Annotated in this window: 22 protein-coding genes and 3 pseudogenes; 5 read left to right on the top strand and 20 right to left on the bottom strand. The window is 61.9% G+C overall.

What is annotated here, in order from left to right:
- The 3 genes and pseudogenes from ACYP5B_RS22865 to ACYP5B_RS22855 all read right to left on the bottom strand — a co-directional run.
- Positions 1-135, bottom strand: a pseudogene (locus ACYP5B_RS22865) (amino acid ABC transporter permease); the annotation flags it as partial.
- A 65-nt stretch (positions 136-200) separates the two neighbouring features.
- A complete protein-coding gene (locus ACYP5B_RS22860; RefSeq protein WP_459571192.1) occupies positions 201-1,097 on the bottom strand; it encodes a glutamate/aspartate ABC transporter substrate-binding protein in 897 nt (298 codons plus the stop codon).
- A 383-nt stretch (positions 1,098-1,480) separates the two neighbouring features.
- The gene (locus ACYP5B_RS22855; RefSeq protein ID WP_459571191.1) at positions 1,481-1,915 is read right to left on the bottom strand and encodes a VOC family protein; all 435 of its coding nucleotides are present in this window, start codon (positions 1,913-1,915) and stop codon (positions 1,481-1,483) included.
- Between the two features lie 136 nt (positions 1,916-2,051).
- On the opposite strand from ACYP5B_RS22855, the gene ACYP5B_RS22850 reads away from it, so the two are divergent.
- Entirely contained in the window at positions 2,052-2,933 is an 882-nt protein-coding gene (locus ACYP5B_RS22850; protein WP_459571189.1) for a LysR family transcriptional regulator, read from the top strand.
- Positions 2,934-2,993: 60 nt separating this feature from the next.
- Here the strand turns inward: ACYP5B_RS22850 and ACYP5B_RS22845 are convergent, their stop codons facing one another.
- From ACYP5B_RS22845 to ACYP5B_RS22815, 7 genes and pseudogenes are all read right to left on the bottom strand, one after another.
- Complete coding sequence (locus ACYP5B_RS22845) at positions 2,994-4,124, bottom strand: LLM class flavin-dependent oxidoreductase (RefSeq protein ID WP_459571188.1); 1,131 nt, start codon at positions 4,122-4,124, stop codon at positions 2,994-2,996.
- A 171-nt stretch (positions 4,125-4,295) separates the two neighbouring features.
- Positions 4,296-4,901 (bottom strand): annotated as a pseudogene (gene ribB, locus ACYP5B_RS22840) (3,4-dihydroxy-2-butanone-4-phosphate synthase); the annotation flags it as partial.
- A 96-nt stretch (positions 4,902-4,997) separates the two neighbouring features.
- The gene (locus tag ACYP5B_RS22835) at positions 4,998-5,525 is read right to left on the bottom strand and encodes a DUF1097 domain-containing protein (protein ID WP_459571186.1); all 528 of its coding nucleotides are present in this window, start codon (positions 5,523-5,525) and stop codon (positions 4,998-5,000) included.
- Positions 5,526-5,625: 100 nt separating this feature from the next.
- A complete protein-coding gene (locus ACYP5B_RS22830; protein WP_459571185.1) occupies positions 5,626-6,849 on the bottom strand; it encodes an alpha/beta fold hydrolase in 1,224 nt (407 codons plus the stop codon).
- 75 nt (positions 6,850-6,924) lie between these two features.
- Positions 6,925-7,320, bottom strand: a complete 396-nt coding sequence (locus ACYP5B_RS22825; RefSeq protein WP_459571184.1) for a carboxymuconolactone decarboxylase family protein — start codon at positions 7,318-7,320, stop codon at positions 6,925-6,927.
- A 463-nt stretch (positions 7,321-7,783) separates the two neighbouring features.
- On the bottom strand, positions 7,784-8,449 hold the full coding sequence (locus ACYP5B_RS22820; protein WP_459571193.1) for a GntR family transcriptional regulator: 666 nt from the start codon (positions 8,447-8,449) through the stop codon (positions 7,784-7,786).
- Positions 8,450-8,528: 79 nt separating this feature from the next.
- The gene (locus ACYP5B_RS22815; RefSeq protein ID WP_459571183.1) at positions 8,529-9,278 is read right to left on the bottom strand and encodes an SDR family oxidoreductase; all 750 of its coding nucleotides are present in this window, start codon (positions 9,276-9,278) and stop codon (positions 8,529-8,531) included.
- 219 nt (positions 9,279-9,497) lie between these two features.
- Between ACYP5B_RS22815 and ACYP5B_RS22810 the strand changes: the two genes are divergently transcribed.
- The 3 genes from ACYP5B_RS22810 to ACYP5B_RS22800 all read left to right on the top strand — a co-directional run bounded on the left by ACYP5B_RS22810 (position 9,498) and on the right by ACYP5B_RS22800 (position 10,755).
- On the top strand, positions 9,498-10,055 hold the full coding sequence (locus ACYP5B_RS22810) for a flavin reductase family protein (RefSeq protein ID WP_459571182.1): 558 nt from the start codon (positions 9,498-9,500) through the stop codon (positions 10,053-10,055).
- A gap of 84 nt (positions 10,056-10,139) precedes the next feature.
- Positions 10,140-10,541, top strand: coding sequence for a GFA family protein (locus ACYP5B_RS22805; protein WP_459571181.1), 402 nt, complete (start codon positions 10,140-10,142; stop codon positions 10,539-10,541).
- Between the two features lie 40 nt (positions 10,542-10,581).
- Positions 10,582-10,755, top strand: a complete 174-nt coding sequence (locus ACYP5B_RS22800; protein WP_459571180.1) for a hypothetical protein — start codon at positions 10,582-10,584, stop codon at positions 10,753-10,755.
- Between the two features lie 17 nt (positions 10,756-10,772).
- Here ACYP5B_RS22800 and ACYP5B_RS22795 read toward each other — a convergent pair.
- From ACYP5B_RS22795 to ACYP5B_RS22780, 4 genes and pseudogenes are all read right to left on the bottom strand, one after another.
- Positions 10,773-11,522: pseudogene (locus ACYP5B_RS22795) on the bottom strand (alpha-hydroxy acid oxidase); the annotation flags it as partial.
- 20 nt (positions 11,523-11,542) lie between these two features.
- On the bottom strand, positions 11,543-11,665 hold the full coding sequence (locus tag ACYP5B_RS22790) for a hypothetical protein (RefSeq protein ID WP_459571179.1): 123 nt from the start codon (positions 11,663-11,665) through the stop codon (positions 11,543-11,545).
- A gap of 14 nt (positions 11,666-11,679) precedes the next feature.
- Entirely contained in the window at positions 11,680-12,579 is a 900-nt protein-coding gene (cnbZ, locus tag ACYP5B_RS22785) for a 2-amino-5-chloromuconate deaminase CnbZ (RefSeq protein WP_459571178.1), read from the bottom strand.
- A gap of 30 nt (positions 12,580-12,609) precedes the next feature.
- Entirely contained in the window at positions 12,610-13,404 is a 795-nt protein-coding gene (locus ACYP5B_RS22780) for an SDR family NAD(P)-dependent oxidoreductase (RefSeq protein WP_459571177.1), read from the bottom strand.
- A 1,002-nt stretch (positions 13,405-14,406) separates the two neighbouring features.
- On the opposite strand from ACYP5B_RS22780, the gene ACYP5B_RS22775 reads away from it, so the two are divergent.
- The gene (locus ACYP5B_RS22775) at positions 14,407-15,327 is read left to right on the top strand and encodes a LysR family transcriptional regulator (protein WP_459571176.1); all 921 of its coding nucleotides are present in this window, start codon (positions 14,407-14,409) and stop codon (positions 15,325-15,327) included.
- Positions 15,328-15,551: 224 nt separating this feature from the next.
- Here the strand turns inward: ACYP5B_RS22775 and ACYP5B_RS22770 are convergent, their stop codons facing one another.
- The 6 genes from ACYP5B_RS22770 to ACYP5B_RS22745 form a co-directional block, all read right to left on the bottom strand.
- On the bottom strand, positions 15,552-17,015 hold the full coding sequence (locus tag ACYP5B_RS22770) for an NAD-dependent succinate-semialdehyde dehydrogenase (protein WP_459571175.1): 1,464 nt from the start codon (positions 17,013-17,015) through the stop codon (positions 15,552-15,554).
- 88 nt (positions 17,016-17,103) lie between these two features.
- Positions 17,104-17,550 (bottom strand): acyl-CoA thioesterase, encoded by a 447-nt coding sequence (locus tag ACYP5B_RS22765; protein ID WP_459571174.1) that lies wholly within the window; start codon positions 17,548-17,550, stop codon positions 17,104-17,106.
- A 10-nt stretch (positions 17,551-17,560) separates the two neighbouring features.
- The gene (locus ACYP5B_RS22760) at positions 17,561-18,715 is read right to left on the bottom strand and encodes an iron-containing alcohol dehydrogenase (protein WP_459571173.1); all 1,155 of its coding nucleotides are present in this window, start codon (positions 18,713-18,715) and stop codon (positions 17,561-17,563) included.
- Between the two features lie 63 nt (positions 18,716-18,778).
- Complete coding sequence (locus ACYP5B_RS22755; RefSeq protein WP_459571172.1) at positions 18,779-19,555, bottom strand: short-chain dehydrogenase/reductase; 777 nt, start codon at positions 19,553-19,555, stop codon at positions 18,779-18,781.
- A gap of 5 nt (positions 19,556-19,560) precedes the next feature.
- Complete coding sequence (locus tag ACYP5B_RS22750; RefSeq protein ID WP_459571171.1) at positions 19,561-20,394, bottom strand: alpha/beta fold hydrolase; 834 nt, start codon at positions 20,392-20,394, stop codon at positions 19,561-19,563.
- Between the two features lie 25 nt (positions 20,395-20,419).
- Complete coding sequence (locus ACYP5B_RS22745; RefSeq protein ID WP_459571170.1) at positions 20,420-20,866, bottom strand: MFS transporter; 447 nt, start codon at positions 20,864-20,866, stop codon at positions 20,420-20,422.
- Between the last annotated feature and the right edge of the window lie 158 nt (positions 20,867-21,024).

Here is a 21,024-nt window from a genome sequence, read left to right as displayed (position 1 = left end):
GATGACGAGGGCGATGATCCACGACGAGAGCCCGAGTGCAATGGTGACCTTCAGGCCGGAAATCATCCAGTCCAGGTAGGTCTCGTTCTGGGCCGCCTGTTCGAGGAATACACCCCAATGCCAGCTGTAGTTCATGTCTCCTCCTCAAAAAGAAACGGAAGGACACTGCCTTCCGTTTTGGCGACCGCAAACCCGCTCAATCAGTCAAGCGCCTTGTCGTTCGGGTTCTTGTACAGTGCCTTCATATCGTCGGAGAGAGGGAAGTCGAGGCTGAACCCCTTCGGCGGAACCGGCTGGGTGAACCACTTGGTGTACATCGCGTTGATCGCCCCGTCCTTCATCAGGCCAGCGATGACGTTGTCCGACAGCTTCTTGAACTGCGGATCGTCCTTGCGCAGCATGCAGCCATACGCCTCGCGAGTCTGCGGCTTGGCGACCACCACCCAGTCGGCAGGATTCTTGGCCTTGGCACGCTCGCCGTAGAGCAGCGCGTCATCGTTCATGAACGCAACGGCGCGGCCAGTATCCAGCGTCAGGAACGACTGGCCGTGATCCTTGGTGCTGATGATGTTCATGTCCAGCTTCTGGTCATCATTCATCTTGCGCAGCAGGCGCTCCGACGTGGTGCCAGCGGTCACGACCACGTTCTTGCCTTTCAGGTCAGACCAGTCCTTGACGCCGCTTTCCTTCTTGGTCAGCAGGCGCGTGCCGATGATGAAGATGGTGTTGGTGAAGGCAACCTGCTTCTGTCGCTCCAGGTTGTTGGTGGTGGAGCCACACTCGATATCGATGGTGCCGTTCTGCAGCAGCGAGATCCGGTTCTGCGAGGTGATCGGGATCTCCTTCACCTGCAGGTTGGGCAACTTCAGCTGGTCCTTGATGGCTTCCACGATCTTCATGTTGATATCGTAGGAATAGCCGACTTGGCGCACACCGCCCAAGTTGTAGTTGAAGGGCACGGACGAATCGCGAACACCCAGCGTAATGATGCCGGCGTCCTTAATTTTCTGCAGCGTGGGCCCGAGTTCCGCCGCGGATGCGGGGACCTGCCCCAAGCATGCCGCGACCGCGGCACAGATCATGACAGCGCTCTTCATGGTGACTCCTTGCATCAGTTTGGTTTCCACCGTTGGCCTCTGAAGACTGGTGTGGAACTGCCAATCCACCAGGACTGACGTTCCTGTTAGGAAGAGAAGCGATGCAGCGATAGGCCGCACGAACCCGAAGCAGGTTCCATGGCGGAGCACTTCGCTCACCTTTGTCGTGCCGGAGAGGCTGCATTGAGATCTTGTCTCTGCCGCACCCGGAGGTGCCGACCGTCTCGGGACGGTTCTGTTCTGATGGTGCTTCACATCCGCCCAGCGGGACGCGTGAACAGTGCTGCAGGGCCGGGACGGATACATACGGTCCCGGCCAGCGCCGGACGCAGCGGCAATTCAGCACTGCCGGCGTCCGACCAGCCTGCGGATATGCCGTAGTCTTACTTCGCAAACAACGAGGACATGTCGGCGAAGGCCTTGATCTCCAGTGCGTTGCCCGACGGATCGAGGAAGAACATCGTTGCCTGTTCGCCCGGCTCGCCCTTGAAGCGAATATGCGGTTCGATGATGAACTTGATGCCTGCCGCCTTCAGCTTCTCGGCGGTGGCCTCCCATTCGGCGATGGACAGCACGGCGCCGAAGTGACGCACGGGCACAGCGTCGCCATCGACTGCACTGGTCTTGCGATGGCCGACTTCCTCCGGTGCCAGATGGGCCACGATCTGGTGCCCATAGAAATTGAAGTCGACCCAGTCGGGAGCGCTACGGCCTTCCGGGCAGCCGAGCAGCGAGCCATAAAACTGACGGGCTTCGGCAATGTCATTGACTGGGAACGCCAGGTGGAAGGGAGGGAGTTGGGGGACAGATGTAGTCATGGTTTGCACTCAAGAAGAGAAATAATTTCTGGCGCGGCTTCTCAAACCGCCACCGTTCGCTTAGTCTATGCATTACCAATCTCCATGAAAAGCGATATATTTTTGCCCTAAGCAACAATAATATCGATCAATCGACATGCTTCGCGAACTCCAAACGTTCATGGCTGTCGTTCGCTACGGAACGTTTGCGAACGCGGCCGCACATATCGGGCTGACGCAATCCGCGGTAAGCGCGCAAATCCAGCGGCTGGAACAGGAGCTGGGCTTCGCGCTGTTTGATCGGACTGGGCGGGCAGCCGTACTCAACTCATCCGGGCGCGAGACGCTGGCCGTCGCCGAGGAGATGATGGCGGTGTACGCCAAGCTCGGGCGGCATGCGGGAAGCCCCCGCACTGGCCTGATCCGTGTCGGCGCGATCGCTTCAGCACAGGTCTCATTCCTTCCTGATGCCCTGAGCGCATTCCGCCAGGAGATGCCCGGGTACCGGATCCGAATGATGCCTGGCGTTTCGCTTAACTTGCTGGGCCAGGTGGATTCGGGTGAGCTCGATATTGCTGTGATGATCAAGCCGCCATTCGCGCTGCCGTCCGACTTGCAATGGCGCATGCTGCTGGCCGAACCATTTGTCCTACTCGTTCCCGAGGCGCACAAGAAGACCCCATGGCACGATCTGCTTGAAAGCGTGCCGTTCATCCGGTACGACCGTGGGTCTTTTGGGGGGCGTCTGGTCGACCAGTTCCTGCGGCGCTCCCGCTTTACGGTCAAGGAGGCCATTGAGCTGGATGAGTTGCAGGGCATTTCGCAGCTTGTGCTGCGCGGGCTTGGCGTAGCCCTGCTGCCAGAGACGAGCATCGTGCGATGGCCAAAAGGGGTTGTCCCCCTCAGCCTGGGCGATTCGACATTCCATCGTGAAATCGGCCTGGTGGAGAGACCGAGCCACAGCCGTCAGGCAGCGGCGACTTTGCTGGCGCAGCGCATAACCGAAGCCGCGGAAAGCATGAATCGCAAGCGGCGCTGACAACGGACGACGAGCGGCCGGCCCCTGTCGGACCGGCCGCCCGCCTATTGCGTCCCTTGCTTACTTGCGCACCGGCTTGCGCAACCCTGCCTGCTCCAGCAGCGGCATCACGCGCTCATTCCAGAACGGCAGTTCGCTGTTGTAGTCGACCATCGAGATCAGCGTGCCATCGACCCCGGTCTTGGAGAGCTCGATCAGCTTGTCGGTGATCTGTTCCGGCGTGCCGACCAGCGGATAGCCGCCCCACCCAGCGATAAATCGCTCCTTGAACTTCTTGTACATCTCCGGGCTGTGATTCTGGCTCTGCACCTGCAGCACCCGGCAGATGTTCTCGCAGGCCTCCCAGTCGCCTTTCTCGTGGATGTAGTAGTTGTAGTACTCCTGGGCTTCCTTCTCGGTCTCCCGGCACACCACCGGGCACGAGGTGAAGGTCCCGATCTCGCGATTGAACTTGTCGACGGCTAGCCGCTTCGTCTCGGTCACCCAGTCCTTGCCTTTCTCCATGCTCTCCATGAAGCCAAAGCTGATGTCGCAATATTTCGCGACATAGTCGCGCCCCTTGGGGGAAGCGCCCGCGCAGATCAGCACCGGACGCGGGCTCTGGTAAGGCTTCGGGTTGCTGACGCCGTCGTTGATGGTAAAGAAGTCGCCGTGGTAATCGAACCGCTTTTCCGTCCACAGCTTCTCGACGATCGTGATCCATTCGGCCGCATACTCGTAGCGGGTGTCATGCTCGAGCATCTTCTGCCCGAACATTTCCATTTCAGGCGTGAACCAGCCGCAAACGATGTTGATGCCGTAGCGGCCCTTCGAGATGCGATCGATGGTCGTGGCCATCTTCGCGGCCACGATGGGGTGGATGGTCGGCACGTGGGTCGTTGAGAACAGATAGACCTTCTCCGTCACCGCGGCCAGTGCGGCGGCCCAAGTGAAGGTATCCATGTTTTCGCCGTTGAAGTCCGACGGCCCGCCGAAGCCTCGCCAGCGCGCGATGGGGACCATGCACTCCATCCCGGAAGCCTCCAGCAGCTTCGCGATCTCCACGTTCTTCTCGAACGTCGGCGCGAAATCCGTTTCGGCAGTCGTGATCGCGCAAGCATGAGAGCAGTTTGCACCAAATACGCCCAGCTTTAGCTTGTTCTCGCCGAACATCGGGTTGCCGGCTTCGCGAAAAGTATCGAGATTATTCATGTCTCCTCCTGAGGGTGAAAGGTCCGTATGGCGAATCGGTTGGGGGTTAAGGGTTGCGAGGGCGAATTGACTGTGCACGCCGCCCCGTCATGGAAATGCGCTTGCTATCGGACGGAGCCGTCGCGAAGGGTTACAGGCCGGTACTCAACAGCACAACAGCTCTGTCGGTATTTCCGCGTAGAGCCGGTACTCGACCAGGTCAGCGATCGTGCCGACTTTCAGGCCATGCCTGGCGCCAAAGGCAAGCAGCTGTGGTAGCCGCGCCATCGTGCCGTCGGGATTCAGGATTTCGCAGATGACGGCGGCTGGAGCAAGGCCAGCCAGTCCAGCCAGGTCGCATCCCGCTTCCGTATGCCCGCGCCGGACAATCACCCCACCGTTGCGGGCGCGCAGCGGAAAGACGTGCCCCGGCCGGGAAAAATCTTCTGGACGCGCCAGGCACGAAGTCGCCTGCCGCACAGTCAGTGCGCGGTCGTGCGCCGAGATGCCGGTGGTCGTGCCGATGCGGGCGTCGATCGAGACAGTGAACGCGGTTTCCAGGTCGCACTCATTCGTCGCGACCATCGACGGGAGATCGAGTTGCCTGCAACGTGCTTCGGTCAACGTCAGGCAAATCAGTCCCCGCCCTTGCGTGGCCATGAAATTGATGGCTTCGGCGGTGACGAATTCCCCGGCCATCAGCAGGTCCCCCTCATTTTCCCTGTCTTCGTCATCGACGAGGATGACCATTCGGCCTTGACGGATCTCTTCGATAATCTCTTCTGTATCAGCAATCATGGCAATTGCGCGGAGCGCGTAGTCACATTGGAGTCGCATCGGTGAGCGGCATCTTGCTTGGGAACGAGGGCCAGGGCCCCAGATCGATATGCATGCTCAACTAATGGCGGGCTGCTCCCCGCTTAGCAACGAGGTCCCGACCTTCACTTGCAGCCAGCCGAGCAGGTTGCCTGCGACCAGCGACAGCGCGACCACCACCAGGGCGTTATCGAGATGTGCGCTGGTCATCGTCGCCACTGAGAACTTGCCTGGGGTCTGGACGAGAAAGGCGAAGGTCGAAGCAAAGCCGTAGAAGCTCGCCGGCACGGCATTCAGGGCGGGCAGTTGACCCGAGACAATGACCAGCGGCGTCGCGATCGCGACCCACAGCGCCGCAGCGACCGGGACGGGCACGGGAAGTACGTTTCCGGCAACCAGCAGCCCCACCAGCCAGGCGATCAGCACGCCGTAGACGTTGCAGGTCAGGCTTTTCCTGACGGCGGCTTTGTCCGCGCCGCAATGATGGAAGCTCGCCCACCCGATGAACGCGGCCCAAACCAGTAGACCGGGGAATTGCAGGAAGCCCCAGACTGTCAACGATGAAATGACGCTGCCCGCGAGAGCGTAAGCAATGATCGGCTGCATCTCTGTCTCCTTGCGATAGTCGCTTGTCACGGAGGAACTGCAAAATGCGTTCCTCTCTGTTGATCCCGGCCCCGTCCAGCCCGGGTACGCCCGGCCGGCCTCAGCAGGCGGTCTTCAGTGCTTGCATAAGATAAGGACGGAAGGCGTCTGGGTTCTCGCACATCGGGAAGTGGCCCAGTCCTGGCATCTCGGTTATGTGTGCGCCCGGAATGACCTCCAGCAGCTTGCGGCCGTCGGCGGGAGAGGCGGAGTAGTCGTAGTCGCCGCAAAGCAGGACCACGGGAGTTTCGGTGCAATCGATCCTCGGGCCGATCTCCGCCCCGTCGAACTCGTCGCTGTAGAACGCGAGATCGCCCGTATAGATGCCCGGCGCACCCTGCGAATAGATCCAGGACGCGCGCCGGCGATCGCTTTCCGCGCTAAGCGGGCTCATCAGGCCCCGGACGTAGCTGGCATTGTGCAAAGACCCGTGCACGCCCGCGTGATGCTGGAATGGGTTGCGGCGGCCTTTGGAACGGAACGGCGGCTCCACCGCCACCACGCCACGCACCAGGTCCGGCCGTTCTGCCGCCAGCACCAGCGCCATGGCCGCCCCCATGGAACCGCCGACGATGACCGCCGGCTCACCGAGCACGTGCTCCAGGATCGCTTCGCACCAGGACAGGTACCGGTCCTTGGTTAGCCAGTAGGGTTCGCCGCGCCATTCCACTGGCGGCATCGACCTACCGTGGAAAGGCAGGTCAACTGCGAACATCGCGTATGCCGACGCCAGGCCAACATCGCTCAACTGGCCGTGAAACTGGCGCGAGTCCGCACCGGCCGTATGTAGGAAGAGCACCGGGATGCCTTTGCCGGCGCGCTCGGCATAGAGGTGGTGCATTTCCCCCTTGATGTCGACCGGCGCATAGCTCCCCACCACGCTGGTGATATCCCGATGCACGAGCGGACCCTCAAGTTCCGGCGCCTCCACCACCAGTTCGATGATCCGTTCCAGCACCGGGCGGCACCGCGCGATCATGAGCGGGGCGCCCGAGACCGCGAAGCGTGGATTTGCCAGTTCCAGTGCGGTGAAGGAATGGAATGTCGGCGGCGGTGGCAAAGCCAGGACCATCGACCAGGCCTCTCCATCGGCGCAAATCAGCACGTCCGCTTCCTCGAGCTGGCTCACGACAGTCAACCGCCCGCCGTCCACGACGATCCCAAAGGCGTCTGCATCGACGACCACGCGGATCCTGGCATCCAGGCCGCGGCCAAAATTGCCGAGTTCTGCATCGGGCGCCGCCTTTACAACCCGCTCAAACAGCTGTGTGAATACACTCATCATGGATTCCGTTGTTCTACTGGGCGGACGGCCAACCGCTGGCCGCCGCCTGATCCGTACCGACAACGAGCCCGTTGCTTAGTCCGGGTTCATCTCTTTGAACGTTTCCTTGGCAACGCGGAAGCTGTCGATCGCGGCAGGCACGCCGCAGTAGATCGACACCTGCAGGAAGACCTCGGAGATCTCCGCCACCGTGACGCCGTTGTGGATTGCGCCCCGCACATGCAGCGCGAGCTCGTGCGGGCGGTTCAGCGCGGAGATCATCGCCAGGTTCAGCAGGCTACGCGTCTTGCGCTCCAGGCCCGGGCGGTTCCAGATCTCGTCCCAGCAATACTCGGTCACGAGCTTTTGCATCGGCCAGTTGAAATCGTCGGCAGCGGCAACCGACTTGTCGACGTACTCGCTACCCAGCACTTCCCTGCGCGTCTTCAGTCCGCGTTCAAATTTCTCCGTGCGCTCCTTCGAAGCTGACATGGCCATGATCTCCTTTGCGTGGTGTGGTTAGTAACCGAGGCTGCATCGCCGGCAGAGCCGCACAGTCACCCTCAATCGGTGAGCCAATATTGTCTGCTCTCAGACAATCTGTCAATTGGTCAATTGTGCGTGTAGCGAGGAACAAGGGTTTTTCCCTAGCCGCAGGCGTTAGGAGAGAAGCATCAGGCGTGACCAGGCCGCCGGAGTCGGCAACATGACTCGACTACGCAGCGCGATGAAGAAAAGGCTGTGCCTCGTGGAAAGGAACCGCAAATGGGTGCGAGAGGCGCGACTGAAGGCAAGCAAGCGCCATCAGTGGGAAAGGAGAAAACCTGCCTTGTCAGGGCAAGGTCATGCCTGGCATGGCGTACAAGCGGGCATGGCGGCGCTTTTCGCGCTGACTCGTGTTTTGCGAACCAGCGCGAAAAGGCACATTCGGGGGAGGTTACGCGCCGGGCGTGTGTTAGCCGGCGCTGGCGCTAACCATCATTTCGAGGGCGATTGCGCTCGCGATTTCGATGTGGCGCCGACAAGCCTGCTCCGCGGCGTCGCCATCGCCAGCCTTGATGGCGTCAACAATCAGTTGGATCTCGGCCACGCTGTTCTTGAGGCGCCCGGGCTTTGCCATCGATGTGCCGCGCAGCGCCGTTATCCGATTGTGGAGTGCCGTCAGTGTCTGCGCAACGAAGGGGTTGCCGCCGCCTTCGAGCAAGACACTGTAGAACTTTGTCTTGGCATCGATCAGCGCCTTGCGGTCGCCGCCCTTGGCTGCGGCCTTGAACTCCTTGAATGCAGCCTCGAGGGCCGCGATCTGCTCCGCGCTACCGATATCGGCAAATTGCCTGCCGGCGTATCCCTCCAGCAACCCCCGGAATGCATACAGGTGTCGAGCCTCGTCAAGGGAAATCGTGCTGACAATGGGGCCGCGATGCGGGATGGTAGTAATCAGCCCTTCGGCTTCGAGCTGACGCAAGGCCTCCCGTATCGAGGTCCGGCCGACGCCGGTCATCTCACAAAGCTCACGCTCGACAAGCCGCTGGCCGGGAGCGAACTGACCGTTCGCGATGGCCTCCCGCAACTTCTCCTCGACCAGCAGGCGCAACGTTGCAGCTTGCCGGGTGACCTGCATGTTCAATGTAGACATACTTGCTCGGTGCTCTATGACTAAGGTTTCGGGGCGCTCCCCAGAGCACCCACGCACAATGCCGCTACCAGATCGAAGCCCCGCCGTCGACGGTCAAGACAGAGCCGGTCGCGAACGAGGCCCGGTCAGACGCCAGCCAGAGGATGGCTTCGGCGATCTCTTCCGGGCGTCCCATCCTGTTCATCGGACAGCGCGCACTCAACTCCTGGCGAAAACGCTCGGGATTTTCACTGTTTGCGAAAGCCGGGTCAAACCAGGGGGTCTCGATCGTACCCGGCGCCACGCAGTTTACCCGAATGTTCTGGTTGGCATGATCCAGCGCCATCGCCCGCGTCAGCGACGAGATCGCGCCCTTGGAGGCGACATAGGCCGCCCGGGACGGGATGGCGACCATGGCGGTGTAGGAGCCCGTGTTCACGATCGAGCCGCCCCCGGACCGAAACATCAACGGGATGGCATGCTTGGAGCACAGGAACATCCCGCGCACATTCACGGACATCAGCCGGTCCCACTCCGCTTCGTCCAAGTCCACCACGGTTCCGGCGACGCCATAACCCGCGTTGTTCACCAGGATATCCAGCCGCCCGAAACGGTCATCGACCGCCTGAAACAGGTCGCGGATGTCATCGGCGCGACTGACATCGGCCCGCACCGCGATGGCCTGGACCAGCGACCCTGCCACTGCTTGCGCCGCCTCGACATTCCGGTCGGCAACGACGACCTTCGCGCCGTTGGCCGCCAGCAGCCTTGCCGCCGCTTGCCCGATTCCGCTACCGCCACCCGTCACCACCGCGACTTTGCCTTCAACGCTCATCTTGCCTCCTTGCCCGATCATGGGCCATCAGTAGTCTTTGGATGCCACCCGGCGCCGCCCTGCCGCCGCGCGGAAAGGGTTGGCGCTGAGCCGGTTTTTCTTGGCTGATTGACAGATTGTCTGATAGCATCAATCATACACCAACGCCATGGTGATGAACTATGCAGGCGTCGCACGGCAATAAGCTGCGATGTGACTGGAAAACAGATGGAGACAGTGGTGAACCAATCCCTGAGCACTGCCGCGGCCAGCGGCAACCGGAACCCCATCCCCGGCGTGGGCGGCAACGACCAGGAGCTATCCCAGGCGTACAAGCTCGCAATGCGCCGGCTGACTTCGACCATTGCCATTATTTCCACCGAGCACGATGGCGAGCCGTTCGGCATGGTCGCCACCGCGGTCAACTCACTGTGCACTGACCCGCCGGCGCTGCTGATTTGCGTCAACCGCAAGGCCAGCATCTCGCGGCCGCTGATCCAGCGCGGAGAGTTTGTCGTCAACCTGCTGCGCGACGAGCACCACGGCCTGGTCGGGCTGTTCAGCGGCAAACTAAAGGGGCGCGAGCGCTTCCTGCACGGCGAGTGGGACCACAGCGCCCATCTGCCCATCCTGCGTCGCGCCCAGGCCGCGATCGTGTGCGAAGTGGACAGCCAGATTCACTATGGCGGGCACGATGTCATCGTGGGTCGGGTCAAGCGCGTGGAGGTGGAATCCGACATCTCGCCCCTGCTCTACCAAGACGGAAAGCTGGCGGTCTCGCGCACACTCGGCACCTGAGCGATCACGCACGGGGCGCTCGTCGACCACACCGAAGCCACCTGCTCGTCAGGACAGGTGGCCCCAAACACACGAAGGAACCTTATGCCCCTCCACGGAAGTTGCCTATGCAACGCTGTGCAGTATGAAGTCGACGCGATCGACGGTGGACTCTGGGATTGTTGCTGCATCAGTTGCAGAAAGGCGCATGCGGCCGACCACAATACGGCGGCCCGAGTCAAGCGCGAATCCTTCCGCATCTTGAGCGGCGGCCAGTCCCTAGCGGCTTTCGAGTCCTCACCCGGCAAGCTGCGGCACTTCTGCTCGGGCTGCGGCACGCATATCTATGCCGAGCGTCCTGAATTGCCGTTCGTCGTGCTGCGCGCCGCGACTCTGGACGATGACCCCGGCGTCCGCCCTGCCATGCGGGTCTGGACGTCGCACAGAATGAACTGGACGCACGCCCCGGAAGACGCTCCCGGCTACTGCGAAGCGCCTCCGGCATAGCCCACGGCTTTCTGCCACTACGGGCATATCGCCGACCGCGATGAACAGCTTGCCGTCCTTCAAGGTCACCGTTGGCGCCACCGAACTGAGCGCTCGCTTCTCAGGCGCAATTGCGTTGGGCCTCGCCCTGGACCAGTCCGGGCGCATCCTGTGGCATCCAGGCGCAGCCAGGGTCGCCGCCACAATCCTCTGCCGCTGGATGATCGAGGGCTAGCTGGAAGCGCCGGCGAGTCAGCGCGAGCATCCCCCCTGGGACCGACGGTCGAACAGCAATGCAGGCGTCACGGCTGCTGGCGTCGTCACGCCCAGCATGGCGAGATTGCGGTCAACCTCGGCCTTTAGAAGAGAGATGCCGTGCGCCACCCCCGCGCGCGATGCCGCGGCGGCCGCAAAGTTGAAAGGCCGTCCGACAAAGACCATGCGTGCACCCAGGGCGAGCGCCTTGACGACATCTGAGCCGCGCCGCACGCCGCCATCCAACATGACCGGCATCTCACCCGCGACGTCAATGGCAGCCGGCAGCACGCGCAGCGGAGACACCGCGCCGTCCAGCTGGCGTCCGCCGTGATTGGAGAGAATGACGCCATCAACCCCATGCTCCCGGGCAAGCAGCGTGTCGTCTGCTGACAGGATGCCCTTGAGCACAAGGTTGCCTTGCCACCGCTGGCGGATGCGGGCGACATGGCTCCAGTCGAAGTGGTCACGTTGAGAGAAGTCACGATCAACGGTGCGCGAGACGATCGGGGCACCACGCTCCGCAAACAAGTTTTCGAAGTGAGGCATGCCGTCGGCCAGCGTGCGCAGGAACGTTCGGAACAGCCAACGAGGATGCGTCAGCCCGTCCCAGGCGAGCCGCGGGCTAGGCCGCAGCGGTGTCGAGAAGCCCGCGCGGATGCCTACGAAGACGGTCGGCCTCGACACGCTGACGCCCAAGCCGCGAGTTCCTGTTTCCTCGCCCATCTCGATGAGCGCCCTCACCTTGCATCCGAGCTTGCCACCGCTCACCGCCAGTCGTACTCATGGCGATGCCCCACCAGGATCGGTACGTTGCCGGGCAAAAGGGGGCCGATCAGCCGCCATGCAAACCCAATACGGGCGAGCGACGGCGCGACTTCTTCCTCCATACAGTTTCAGCTGATTACTTGCTTCGATATCGATCGCGGGCCGCGTCGGCTCCGTCTGCACCGCAGGAAGATGCGGCTAGCGCCAGACGCTCAGGCGGTCGTACGATCACGTCCTGGGCCGCGCCACGCGCCTCAAGCTCGACCTCGCCACCCGCAATGGGTGGTCGCGCCCGATACACCACCACGCCTTGGCGCAGGGTCTCGCCCACGCTACCCAGCAGCTCTGGCCCCCAGAGGTCTGGAATGTCGTGCACATGGAAGATGGCAAGCTGGTTGGCATCGGCCCACGACAAGCCCAGCCTGGCGAGGCTGTCCGCGATCACGTCGATGGTGAAGCGGGCGCGGCGCTGCATGGCGGCGGCGCTGGTGTCGCCTTCGGCGATGATCTTTCCGTCCGAATCGATGTCCGCCGTGCCTGACAAGCAGAAGCTGGTGCGCTTCGACGACGCTGGTACGGTATAGCTGAACGCGCACATGGAGGCAATCTTGGGCGGATTCACGGCAAGCGCGATGTTCGAGCGGCATACGCCGCTCAGGTTGCCATACATCAGGTCCCACTTATGAAGCTGCTCTAGGTAAGGACCGTTGAAGCTGGACCAGTCATCGAAGGTCAGCGGCGCCGGCACGCGCATTTCAATGCCGCAGAAGGCTTGCACCGGCCGGCCGACGGATTTGAGGTGCTGCTCGATGAACGCATAGGCCTCGGTAAGCGGAAGCCACGGTTTGAGTTGCGCACGGACAACTTCGAATCCTTCATCGGGAATAACACCGGTACAGTATGCCGGGCCGCCGGGCAGGATCTTGTAGTTGCCTGCGCTGTTGTGCCACAAGTCGGCCACTGCGCCGGCTTGGCCGGAATTGTATGATGTTTTGCTCACTTGCAAACTCCTTCGGGGTGGTGTTGCGTCGGTCAAAAGTGCCCCTGTGCCTCTTTCGTTAGCCGCTCATGCAGCGAAATCGTCGAGGACCGGCGGATCGAACCAGTTGGTCAGCGACAGACCGCCGTCAACCACAAACGCGGCGCCGGTCACGTAGCCGGAAATGCGGTTGGAGAGCACGGCAAGCGCCATAGCCGCGAGGTCCTCGCTGCGGCCCAGGCGCCCCAGCGGAATGTGCCGGGCCAGCGCGGGATCGGCGATGAATCCGCCAGCGGCGATGGCGCCCGGAACCAGCGCGTTGACGCGAATGCTGAAGCGCCCCAGCGTCTTGGCCAGTTCTTTCACCAGCATCGCCAGGGCCGCCTTCGACGTGCTGTAGTGCGGCAGGTTGCGCGGCGTTGCGGCGTGCAACGAGGTCAGCATCAGGAACGATCCCGGCTCGCGTGCGGCAATTAACTGGCGCGACAGTTCGCGGGCGAGATGAAAGCCTGCGTCGACATTGACCGCGCGCATCGTTTCCCAGGTTTCATCCGTCACCGCCAGCGCGTGATCCGCCTCGCGCCGTGCCGGCGCGGCGCTGTGCACGAAGTGCGTCACCATGCCGGCGCGGGACCGGGCATCGGCCAGCAATGCATTGCAGGCCTCGCGGCTGGCCAAATCGCCAACCCAGGGCACGGCCAGTTCCGGCCGGGGCGAGGCCGCCACCGCCGCAGCGACGGTGTCTTCCCGCACGTCGGCAAACACGGTGCGCACGCCTTCGCCGACCAGGCCTTGGGCGATGGCGCGGCCGATGCCGTTGCCTGCACCGGTGACGAGGGCAACGTCGCGCTTGGGATCGAAAGGATTGTTGAGCAGGCTCATGTGGATCGGGGCTCCGATGGGTGGTTGCGATTGGCGCCGAGGGCTGGAAACCCACTTGCAGCCGTTGCCAGGCCGGACGGCACCGGCGGCGCTTTCATATGACCTGATCCTATTGCACGGACCATCGCATAGGAACGGGGCGGTAGGTTGAACCAGTCTTAACCCCTGGTTAAATATCTGAGCCTGCGGGCTGCCGCGGGCCCGGACGGCCGTCATATTCCCCCGGATTGCCTGACCAAGGCCGGGTTGGAGGTATCGTACGAGCCGTCGGCGGCCTATGAGACATGCGTCGTGAAAGAACTGCCGGCAATGCCGGAGCTGGTGCAGCAGGCCTGCATCACGGCTGACTGATGTCCAACGCGGCGTTGCCAGTGATGCCGTCTTCCCTGGCGTCGCCGTGTCATCGTCAGTCGATGACGCCCCGCTTTGTGCGATCAGGTCAACTCCCGCCTTGCCCTCGCACGTGGCAAAGGACGTGAAGTACTCTGGCGAGCGGGATGGCGCGGCCTCCTCGCCCCGCGCCACAAGCTGTTCCTTCACTACAGGGTCCGCCAGCGCCTTGGGCGACGCGGCGAACAGCTTTGCCACAACTTCCAATGGCGTACCGGCTGGCGCGAACAGCCCATACCAGTTAGAGATCGCATACCAGGGCACCCTCGATTCCACTGTCGAATAGTTGGGCCACTGAGCGCCTCGCGGAGGTGACGGCTATCGGCACGATCTTCTCGGCAGCCCTATGTAGTGGGATCGGCCGGGCTTTATGCAAGCATGCCGAGCGCCCCGCGACGAACGGCAGATCGTAGCCATCGATGCCAAACACCTTCAAGCCAGACTGATCCTGCTTGTCTGCCTCTTCGAACAGGCTCCGGCAGCCCATCGTACGCAGGAGCTGCGGTTGCTTCGCATTGGCCACTCACCCTGCCACTGCGGCCCGGACTTGCGTAGAATCTGCATCTTATCCGTCCGCGTACTGGATCGATCTAACCTGCTGGCGAACTCGCGATGGACATCTTCGAGGACATGCGAACCCTGGTCACCGTCGCCCGCAGCGGCAGCCTGTCGGCGGCGGCCCGCGAGTTGTCCGTCTCCGTCCCGATGGTCAGCAAGCGCATCAATGCGCTGGAAGCACGGCTTGGCGTGCGGCTGCTCTATCGCACGACCCGGCGCTGCTCGCTGACCGCGGAAGGCGAGCGCTACTTCCGCGACGCCCAACGCATCCTCGACGATGTCGCTGAGGTGGAATCCTCAGTGAATGCCGCCGCGGTGGAAGCGGCCGGCACGGTACGAATCACCGCCACGTCAGGCTTTGGCAGGCGGGTACTCGCGCCCTTGCTGTCCGGGTTTTGCAGTGAGCAGCCAAAGGTCCATCTGCGCCTGTCCTTGTCTGACGCAGTGCAGGACATTGGCCCCGGCCGCTACGATGTAGCGCTGCGACTCGGCCCGCTCACGGACTCAACGTTGGTCGCAACCAAGCTGGCCAGCAACCGGCGGCTTGTCGTCGGCAGCCCCGATTATCTGGCACGCGCCGGGATCCCGCTGCACCCGCAAGACCTGCTCGCGCACCAGTGTATTGTGATCCAGGGCAGCAGCGAGGCATTGCTCGAATGGACCTTCCGTGGCCCGGACGGTCCCATCCATATCCCTGTACGCGGCGCCATCTCCACCGAGAACGGAGATGTACAGCAGGAACTCGCCCGGCTTGGTGCCGGGCTTGCCCTCAAGTCTGCCTGGGACGTGGCGGACGACTTGCGCGCCGGGCAACTGGTAGGCGTCTTGCCTGACTATCCGTGCCCGCCCGCGGACCTCTACGCGGTCTACGCATCGCGCCACTTCCAGCCGCGCCGAGTCACTGCGCTTGTCAGCTACCTGAAGGCCGCACTCCAGCAGCGCGAAGCGAAGGTGCTCGCGCTACTGCCGCCCTGAGCCCCGGTGGATCAGGCGCGTTTGGGCGGCGCGATGTCAATGACGAAGCGATACCTCACGTCGCCAGCGACAACGCGCTCAAACGCCTAGTTGGGGCAGACCCGGAGTGCTTGCGCGGAAATCCTCGACACCATGTGCGATGCGCATGCAAGCACCGTGGCCGGTGGGAATTCCCAGGTTCGCAAGGTCATTTGCGATTCCAGGGACGACGCCAGTACCAGAGCTTAGATGCCTCCCATGCAAAGGTACTTCATCTCGAGATATTCGTCGATGCCGTACTGCGACCCCTCTCGTCCCAGCCCGGATTGCTTCATACCACCAAAGGGTGCCACTTCGTTCGAAATGAGACCCGTGTTGATGCCTACCATGCCGTACTCAAGAGACTCCGCAACGCGCCACACACGGCCGATGTCCCGCGTATAGAAGTAGGCCGCTAGTCCGGATTCGGTGGCATTGGCTAGTTCCACCGCCTGTTCGTCCGTGGAGAACCGGAAGAGCGGAGCAACGGGCCCGAACGTCTCTTCGCTCGCGATCCGCATTGCCGAGGTCACTTCCGTCATTACCGTCGGCTCGAAGAACAGGCCACCCAGCGGGTGAGGCTGGCCACCCACCAGCACCTTGGCGCCTCTTCCTTTTGCATCGGCTATATGCTCCTTCACCTTTTCCATGGCAGCCGCATTGATGAGCGGACCGTGCGTGACCGATGTCTCGAAGCCGTTGCCAACCCGGAACTCCCCTACGGCAACGGCCAGCTTGTTCGCGAATGCATCGTAAACGGCTTCATGTACAAGAAGGCGGTTCGCACAAACGCAGGTCTGACCCACATTACGAAACTTCGAGACCACGGCGCCGGCGACGGCTGCATCGAGATCCGCGTCCTCGAATACGATGAATGGCGCATTTCCTCCTAGTTCCAGGGAGAGCTTCTTCACAGTCGGCGCGCATTGCGCGGCGAGCAACCGTCCTACCGCCGTTGAACCCGTGAACGACAACTTCCGGACCACAGGATTGCTGGTGAGTTCGGCACCAATGCTCTTCGGGTCCCCGGTCACGACGCTGAAGATGCCGGGCGGCACGCCAGCTCGTTCTGCCAGTTCAGCCAGCGAAAATGCGGAAAGCGGCGTGGCCTCGGCTGGCTTTGCGACCACCGCGCAGCCAGCGGCCAGCGCGGGCCCCACCTTCCGGGTGATCATGGCCGCAGGAAAATTCCAGGGCGTGATGATTCCGCAGACCCCGATTGCCTCCTTGATCACGAGCAGTCGCTTGTCGCCCGCCGGCGTCGTCAGCACATCGCCGTCGACTCGCTTCGCTTGCTCCGAGAACCATTCAAGGAAGGACGCCGCATACAGGATCTCGCTCTTCGCTTCCGCAAGGGGCTTTCCCTGCTCCAAGGTCAGGATAGCGGCGAGATCATCGCTATGTTCGAGCATCAACTCATACCAACGCCTCAGAACCGCGGCTCGTTCCCTTGCCGGTCGCGCGCGCCAGTCCCGCTGCGCTCGCTCTGCGGCCGCAATCGCTGCGCGCGTCTCGGTCGCCCCCATGAGAGGAACCGACGCAATACAGGTGCCTGTAGCCGGATCCGTGACATCGAATGTCGCCCCTGATGCGGCAGGGACCCATACGCCGTCTATGTAGGCAAGCGTTCGGAGCAGCTTCTGATCTTTGAGTGGTAATGTGGCGCGCATGGTGGACTTCTCTGATATGGTCGACCCGACGGGACTGGCTCGCACGTGGATCAAGAATGTGTTCGTTCGTCTTAAGGAAACCTTTTCGTTACGCGCACTGAAGCTCGATCTTTCGCTCAAGCCGCCTCAACAATTCGCGAGTCTCTTGAGGCACCGGCACAGGTCGGCCCGTCTCACGGTCAACGTAGACGTGAACGAAGTGGCCCGCCGCGCAGGCCCGCTCATCACCTTCACGAAAAATGGCAATCTCGTACCGCACGCTGGACGTGCCGACGCGGCTGACCCGAATCCCAACTTGCAGGGTGTCCGGAAAAGCGATGGATTGGAAGTACGAGCAACTCGTTTCGACAACCAGGCCCACCGTCCTTCCAGTGTGGATATTCAGCACGCCGCCGTCGATAAGGAACTTATTGACCGCCGTATCGAAGTAACTGTAATAGGTCACGTTGTTCACGTGACCATAGGCATCGTTGTCCATCCACCGCGTCGTCATTGCGGTGAGTTGCGGAAAATTCTCGCGAACCTCATCTTTCATGATGTCCTTCTCAGAATGCGGCTTCGTAAAGGCGAATGGCATCGTCGAGCGCGATGTCCCGCGGATTGTTCACGAGCAGGCGCTGCTGATTCATGGCATCGTTTGCGAGCAAGGGAATTGCATCCCTCGGCACCCCAGCCGCGTTCAGCGACTGAGCATAAGGCATCGCTGACACCAACTCGGAGATGGCTCGAACGAAACTCTCGGCCGCCTGCGCATCAGGGGACGTCGCTTCCGTCGGTAGGACCGCTCGGCCAAGCGCCGCATACGCTGCAGTCGCGAAAGGCAGGTTGAAGCGCAATATTACATTGAGCATGAGTGAATTGCTCAAGCCATGGGGGAGATGGTAGTGGCCACCCAAGGGGTAAGCCAGCGCATGTACTGCGGCCACGGGCGCATTTGCAAAAGCCATGCCGGCCAGCATCGAGCCTAGCAGCATGTTCTCGCGTGCATCAGGATTGGAACCGTTCTCCACCACCTCCCGAAGATTGGCGTACAGCAGTTGAAGCGCCTTGATCGCGAGGGCGTCCGAGATCAGGTTCTTCTTGTGGCGGCTGGTGAACGACTCGATCGCATGGACCATGGCATCGACGCCGGTCATTGCCGTGACCGCGGGCGGCACGCCCAGCGTCAGCAGGCTGTCCAGCACTGCGACATCAGGCAGTAACAAGGGCGAGACTACGCCCTTCTTTTCGGAAGTGGGCGTAGTCACGATCGAGATCGGCGTCACTTCGGAGCCGGTGCCAGCCGTAGTGGGAATTTGTACCAAGGGGAGTCTGGGGCCCGTTGCCAAGCCAATGCCGTAGATGTCGCCAAGGCTTTGTGGCGTGCAAGCAAGCAACGCCACCAGCTTGGCAGTGTCCATCGAGCTCCCCCCGCCGAACCCGATGACCATGTCTGCACCGGCGGCGCGCGCGGCGTCGACTGCCCGCAGAACGACACCCTCCGGCGGATCCGCCTGGACGTCGGAGAAGACCGTGACCTGGATGTCGAAGCGCTGCAATTCGGCGATTGGCTCCGCCGCGATCCCCGCGTTCAGCACACCCTGATCTGTCACAAGGAAGATCTTCTTCGCGCGGAATGATCCGGCGAGTTCATCAAGGCGCAATGCTGCACCCTGCGCGCAGATGATCTTCGGCGTGGTCTGAAAGACAAAACTGCTCATGCTCGACTCCGAATTCAAGATAAAGCGTCAAACGATTAGGCGGTGGGCCAGGCCGCTCGGCCTTCACGCGTCCCGGTACTGGGCACCGCCGTCGGCGTCGACAACGACGCCGCTGAGATAGGACGCCCTGGCGGACGCGAGGTAGATCACCAGATCAGCGATTTCCTCCGGTCGAGCCGCGCGCCCGAATGGCAGGTGCTGGAGCATTTCTGCCCAGCGCGATTCGTCGCCAAATCTCTGGAGCGCGCGCGCCTTGTAAAGAGAGACGAGCCGATCGGTTTCGGTTGGACCGGGATTGACGCCGACGACACGCACACCACGCGTAGTCGCGTGGGCACCCACCGCCCGGGTGAACGTCGAGAGGGCCGCGTTGCCCACCGAGCCGCAAAGGTAGTCATAGCGAGGCATCTCCGCGGCAATGCCAATCACGTTGACGATAACTCCGGACCCACGCTCCATCATCTCCGGTAAGGCAAGTCGGGTCGTGTCGATGTAGCCGTGCACCTTGAGATCCCACGCCTCTCGCCACTGCTCGTCGCTCAATGCGCCCAAGCCGCCGCCTGGAATGGCACCGGCATTGTTGACTAGGATATCCACGCCGCGCAGCCGATCAGCCATTGCCAGCCTGCCTTCCCGATGCGACAGTTCGGCGCATATCGCCTGCACATCGATGCCATCCTGCTCGCGCAACCTGAGTCGCGCCCGTTCTGACGAGGCTTGCGTGCTGCCTGCGATGGTGACCACCGCCCCTTCGTTCGCAAACGCCTTGGCGCATGCCAGGCCGATGCCTCGTGTACCGCCGGTCACCAATACCGACTTGCCTTCGAGTTGCAGATCCATTTCCCTTACCCCTGACGCGCGCGATCGACCGACGAAATGAAATCGAAAGCGACACGGTTGAACGCTTCCGGCTCCTCAAGATTGACCGCGTGTGTGGTGCGGGGCACGATCCACAAGCGAGCGTCCGGAATCGTGCGCTTCATGAACAGGGCCGGTTCGATGCACGGCTCATCGTCATCACCAGCCACGATCAGGGTCGGCACAGGAAGCGTTGCCATACGATCAGCCAGCGCGTAGATGGTGGGCCTGCGCATCTGGTAGCCACGCGTGGTCAGCGACGAACCCAGGGCCGAATGTTCAGCGAATTGACGGTTGAAGCTGTCAAAGCCACGCGGGTCCTTCTCTTTGAACCGGCGCCGGATCGTGCTGTTGGCGTAGTGCACGATCCCTTCCTCCATGCCAAGCTTAACGAGGCGATCAGCGAGTTCGGCGCTATCGTGCAGGAACTGCTCTCGACGAACGGGATCGGATCCGTGCCCGGCGCCGACGATGGTGAGGGAGCGTGCCATCCCAGGATAGGTGAGGCCAAAATTGAGCGTAGCGTAGCCGCCCATCGAAACGCCGACGATGTGCGCATCCTTGGCACCCGCCCAACGCAGGACATTGGCGATATCCTCAACCGCCATATCCTGACCATACTGCTCGACGTCGTCCGGGACATCGGATGGCGGATAGCCACGCGCGTTGAATGTAATGCACTGGAATTGCCGCCCGAAGAAGCGGACCTGGTCGTCCCAGTTGCGATGGTCACCGGCAAATTCATGGACGAAAACGATAGGCGTTCCCGTCCCCGTGGACTCTACGAAGAGCTTGATACCGTTGGATTCTGCAAACTGCATGATTGTCTCGCTTTGACGGTTGGCGTTAGCGTTTCTCGCTGACCGAATAGATGTTGACGTTCTTGCTCTCCCGGACAAACAAGGCACAGATCAAGAAACAGGCCGTTGCCAGGATGACCGGATACCAAAGGCCGGCATAAATATCGCCTACCGCGGCGGAGATCGCGAAGGTAGTCGCCGGCAGGAAACCGCCGAACCAGCCGATACCGACATGGTAGGGCAGCGACATCGCGGTGTAACGGATCCGGGACGGGAACAATTCCACCAGCATTGCCGCAATCGGCCCGTAGGTCATCGTGCCGAAGAGCATGAGGGTGATCAAGACCAGGATGGTCATCGGCGTGTTGATTTGATTCGGGTCTGCCGGTCCGACGTGATAGCCGTTCTCACTCAGTGCGACAGCCACCGCAGCATTGAGCGCCTTGGTCCTGGCGACCGTATCCGCGTCGCCGCCCTCAAAGCTTTCAATCACGTTGTGTCCCACGACGATCTTGGCTGGCTGGCCCGCCGGAAGTGCGACGGACGTATAGTTAAGGCAATGCTGATTAAGTCCTCCGATTCGTGAGGAGAAGCGTTATTTGAAGAATCACGAGCGCAGCAAGAGATGAACAATGAAGCAGATGACGTTGG

It is taken from the genome of Cupriavidus sp. 8B, from assembly GCF_054589115.1.
Note: the sequence above shows the minus strand (reverse complement) of the source record. Positions and strands in the feature narration are given on the sequence as shown.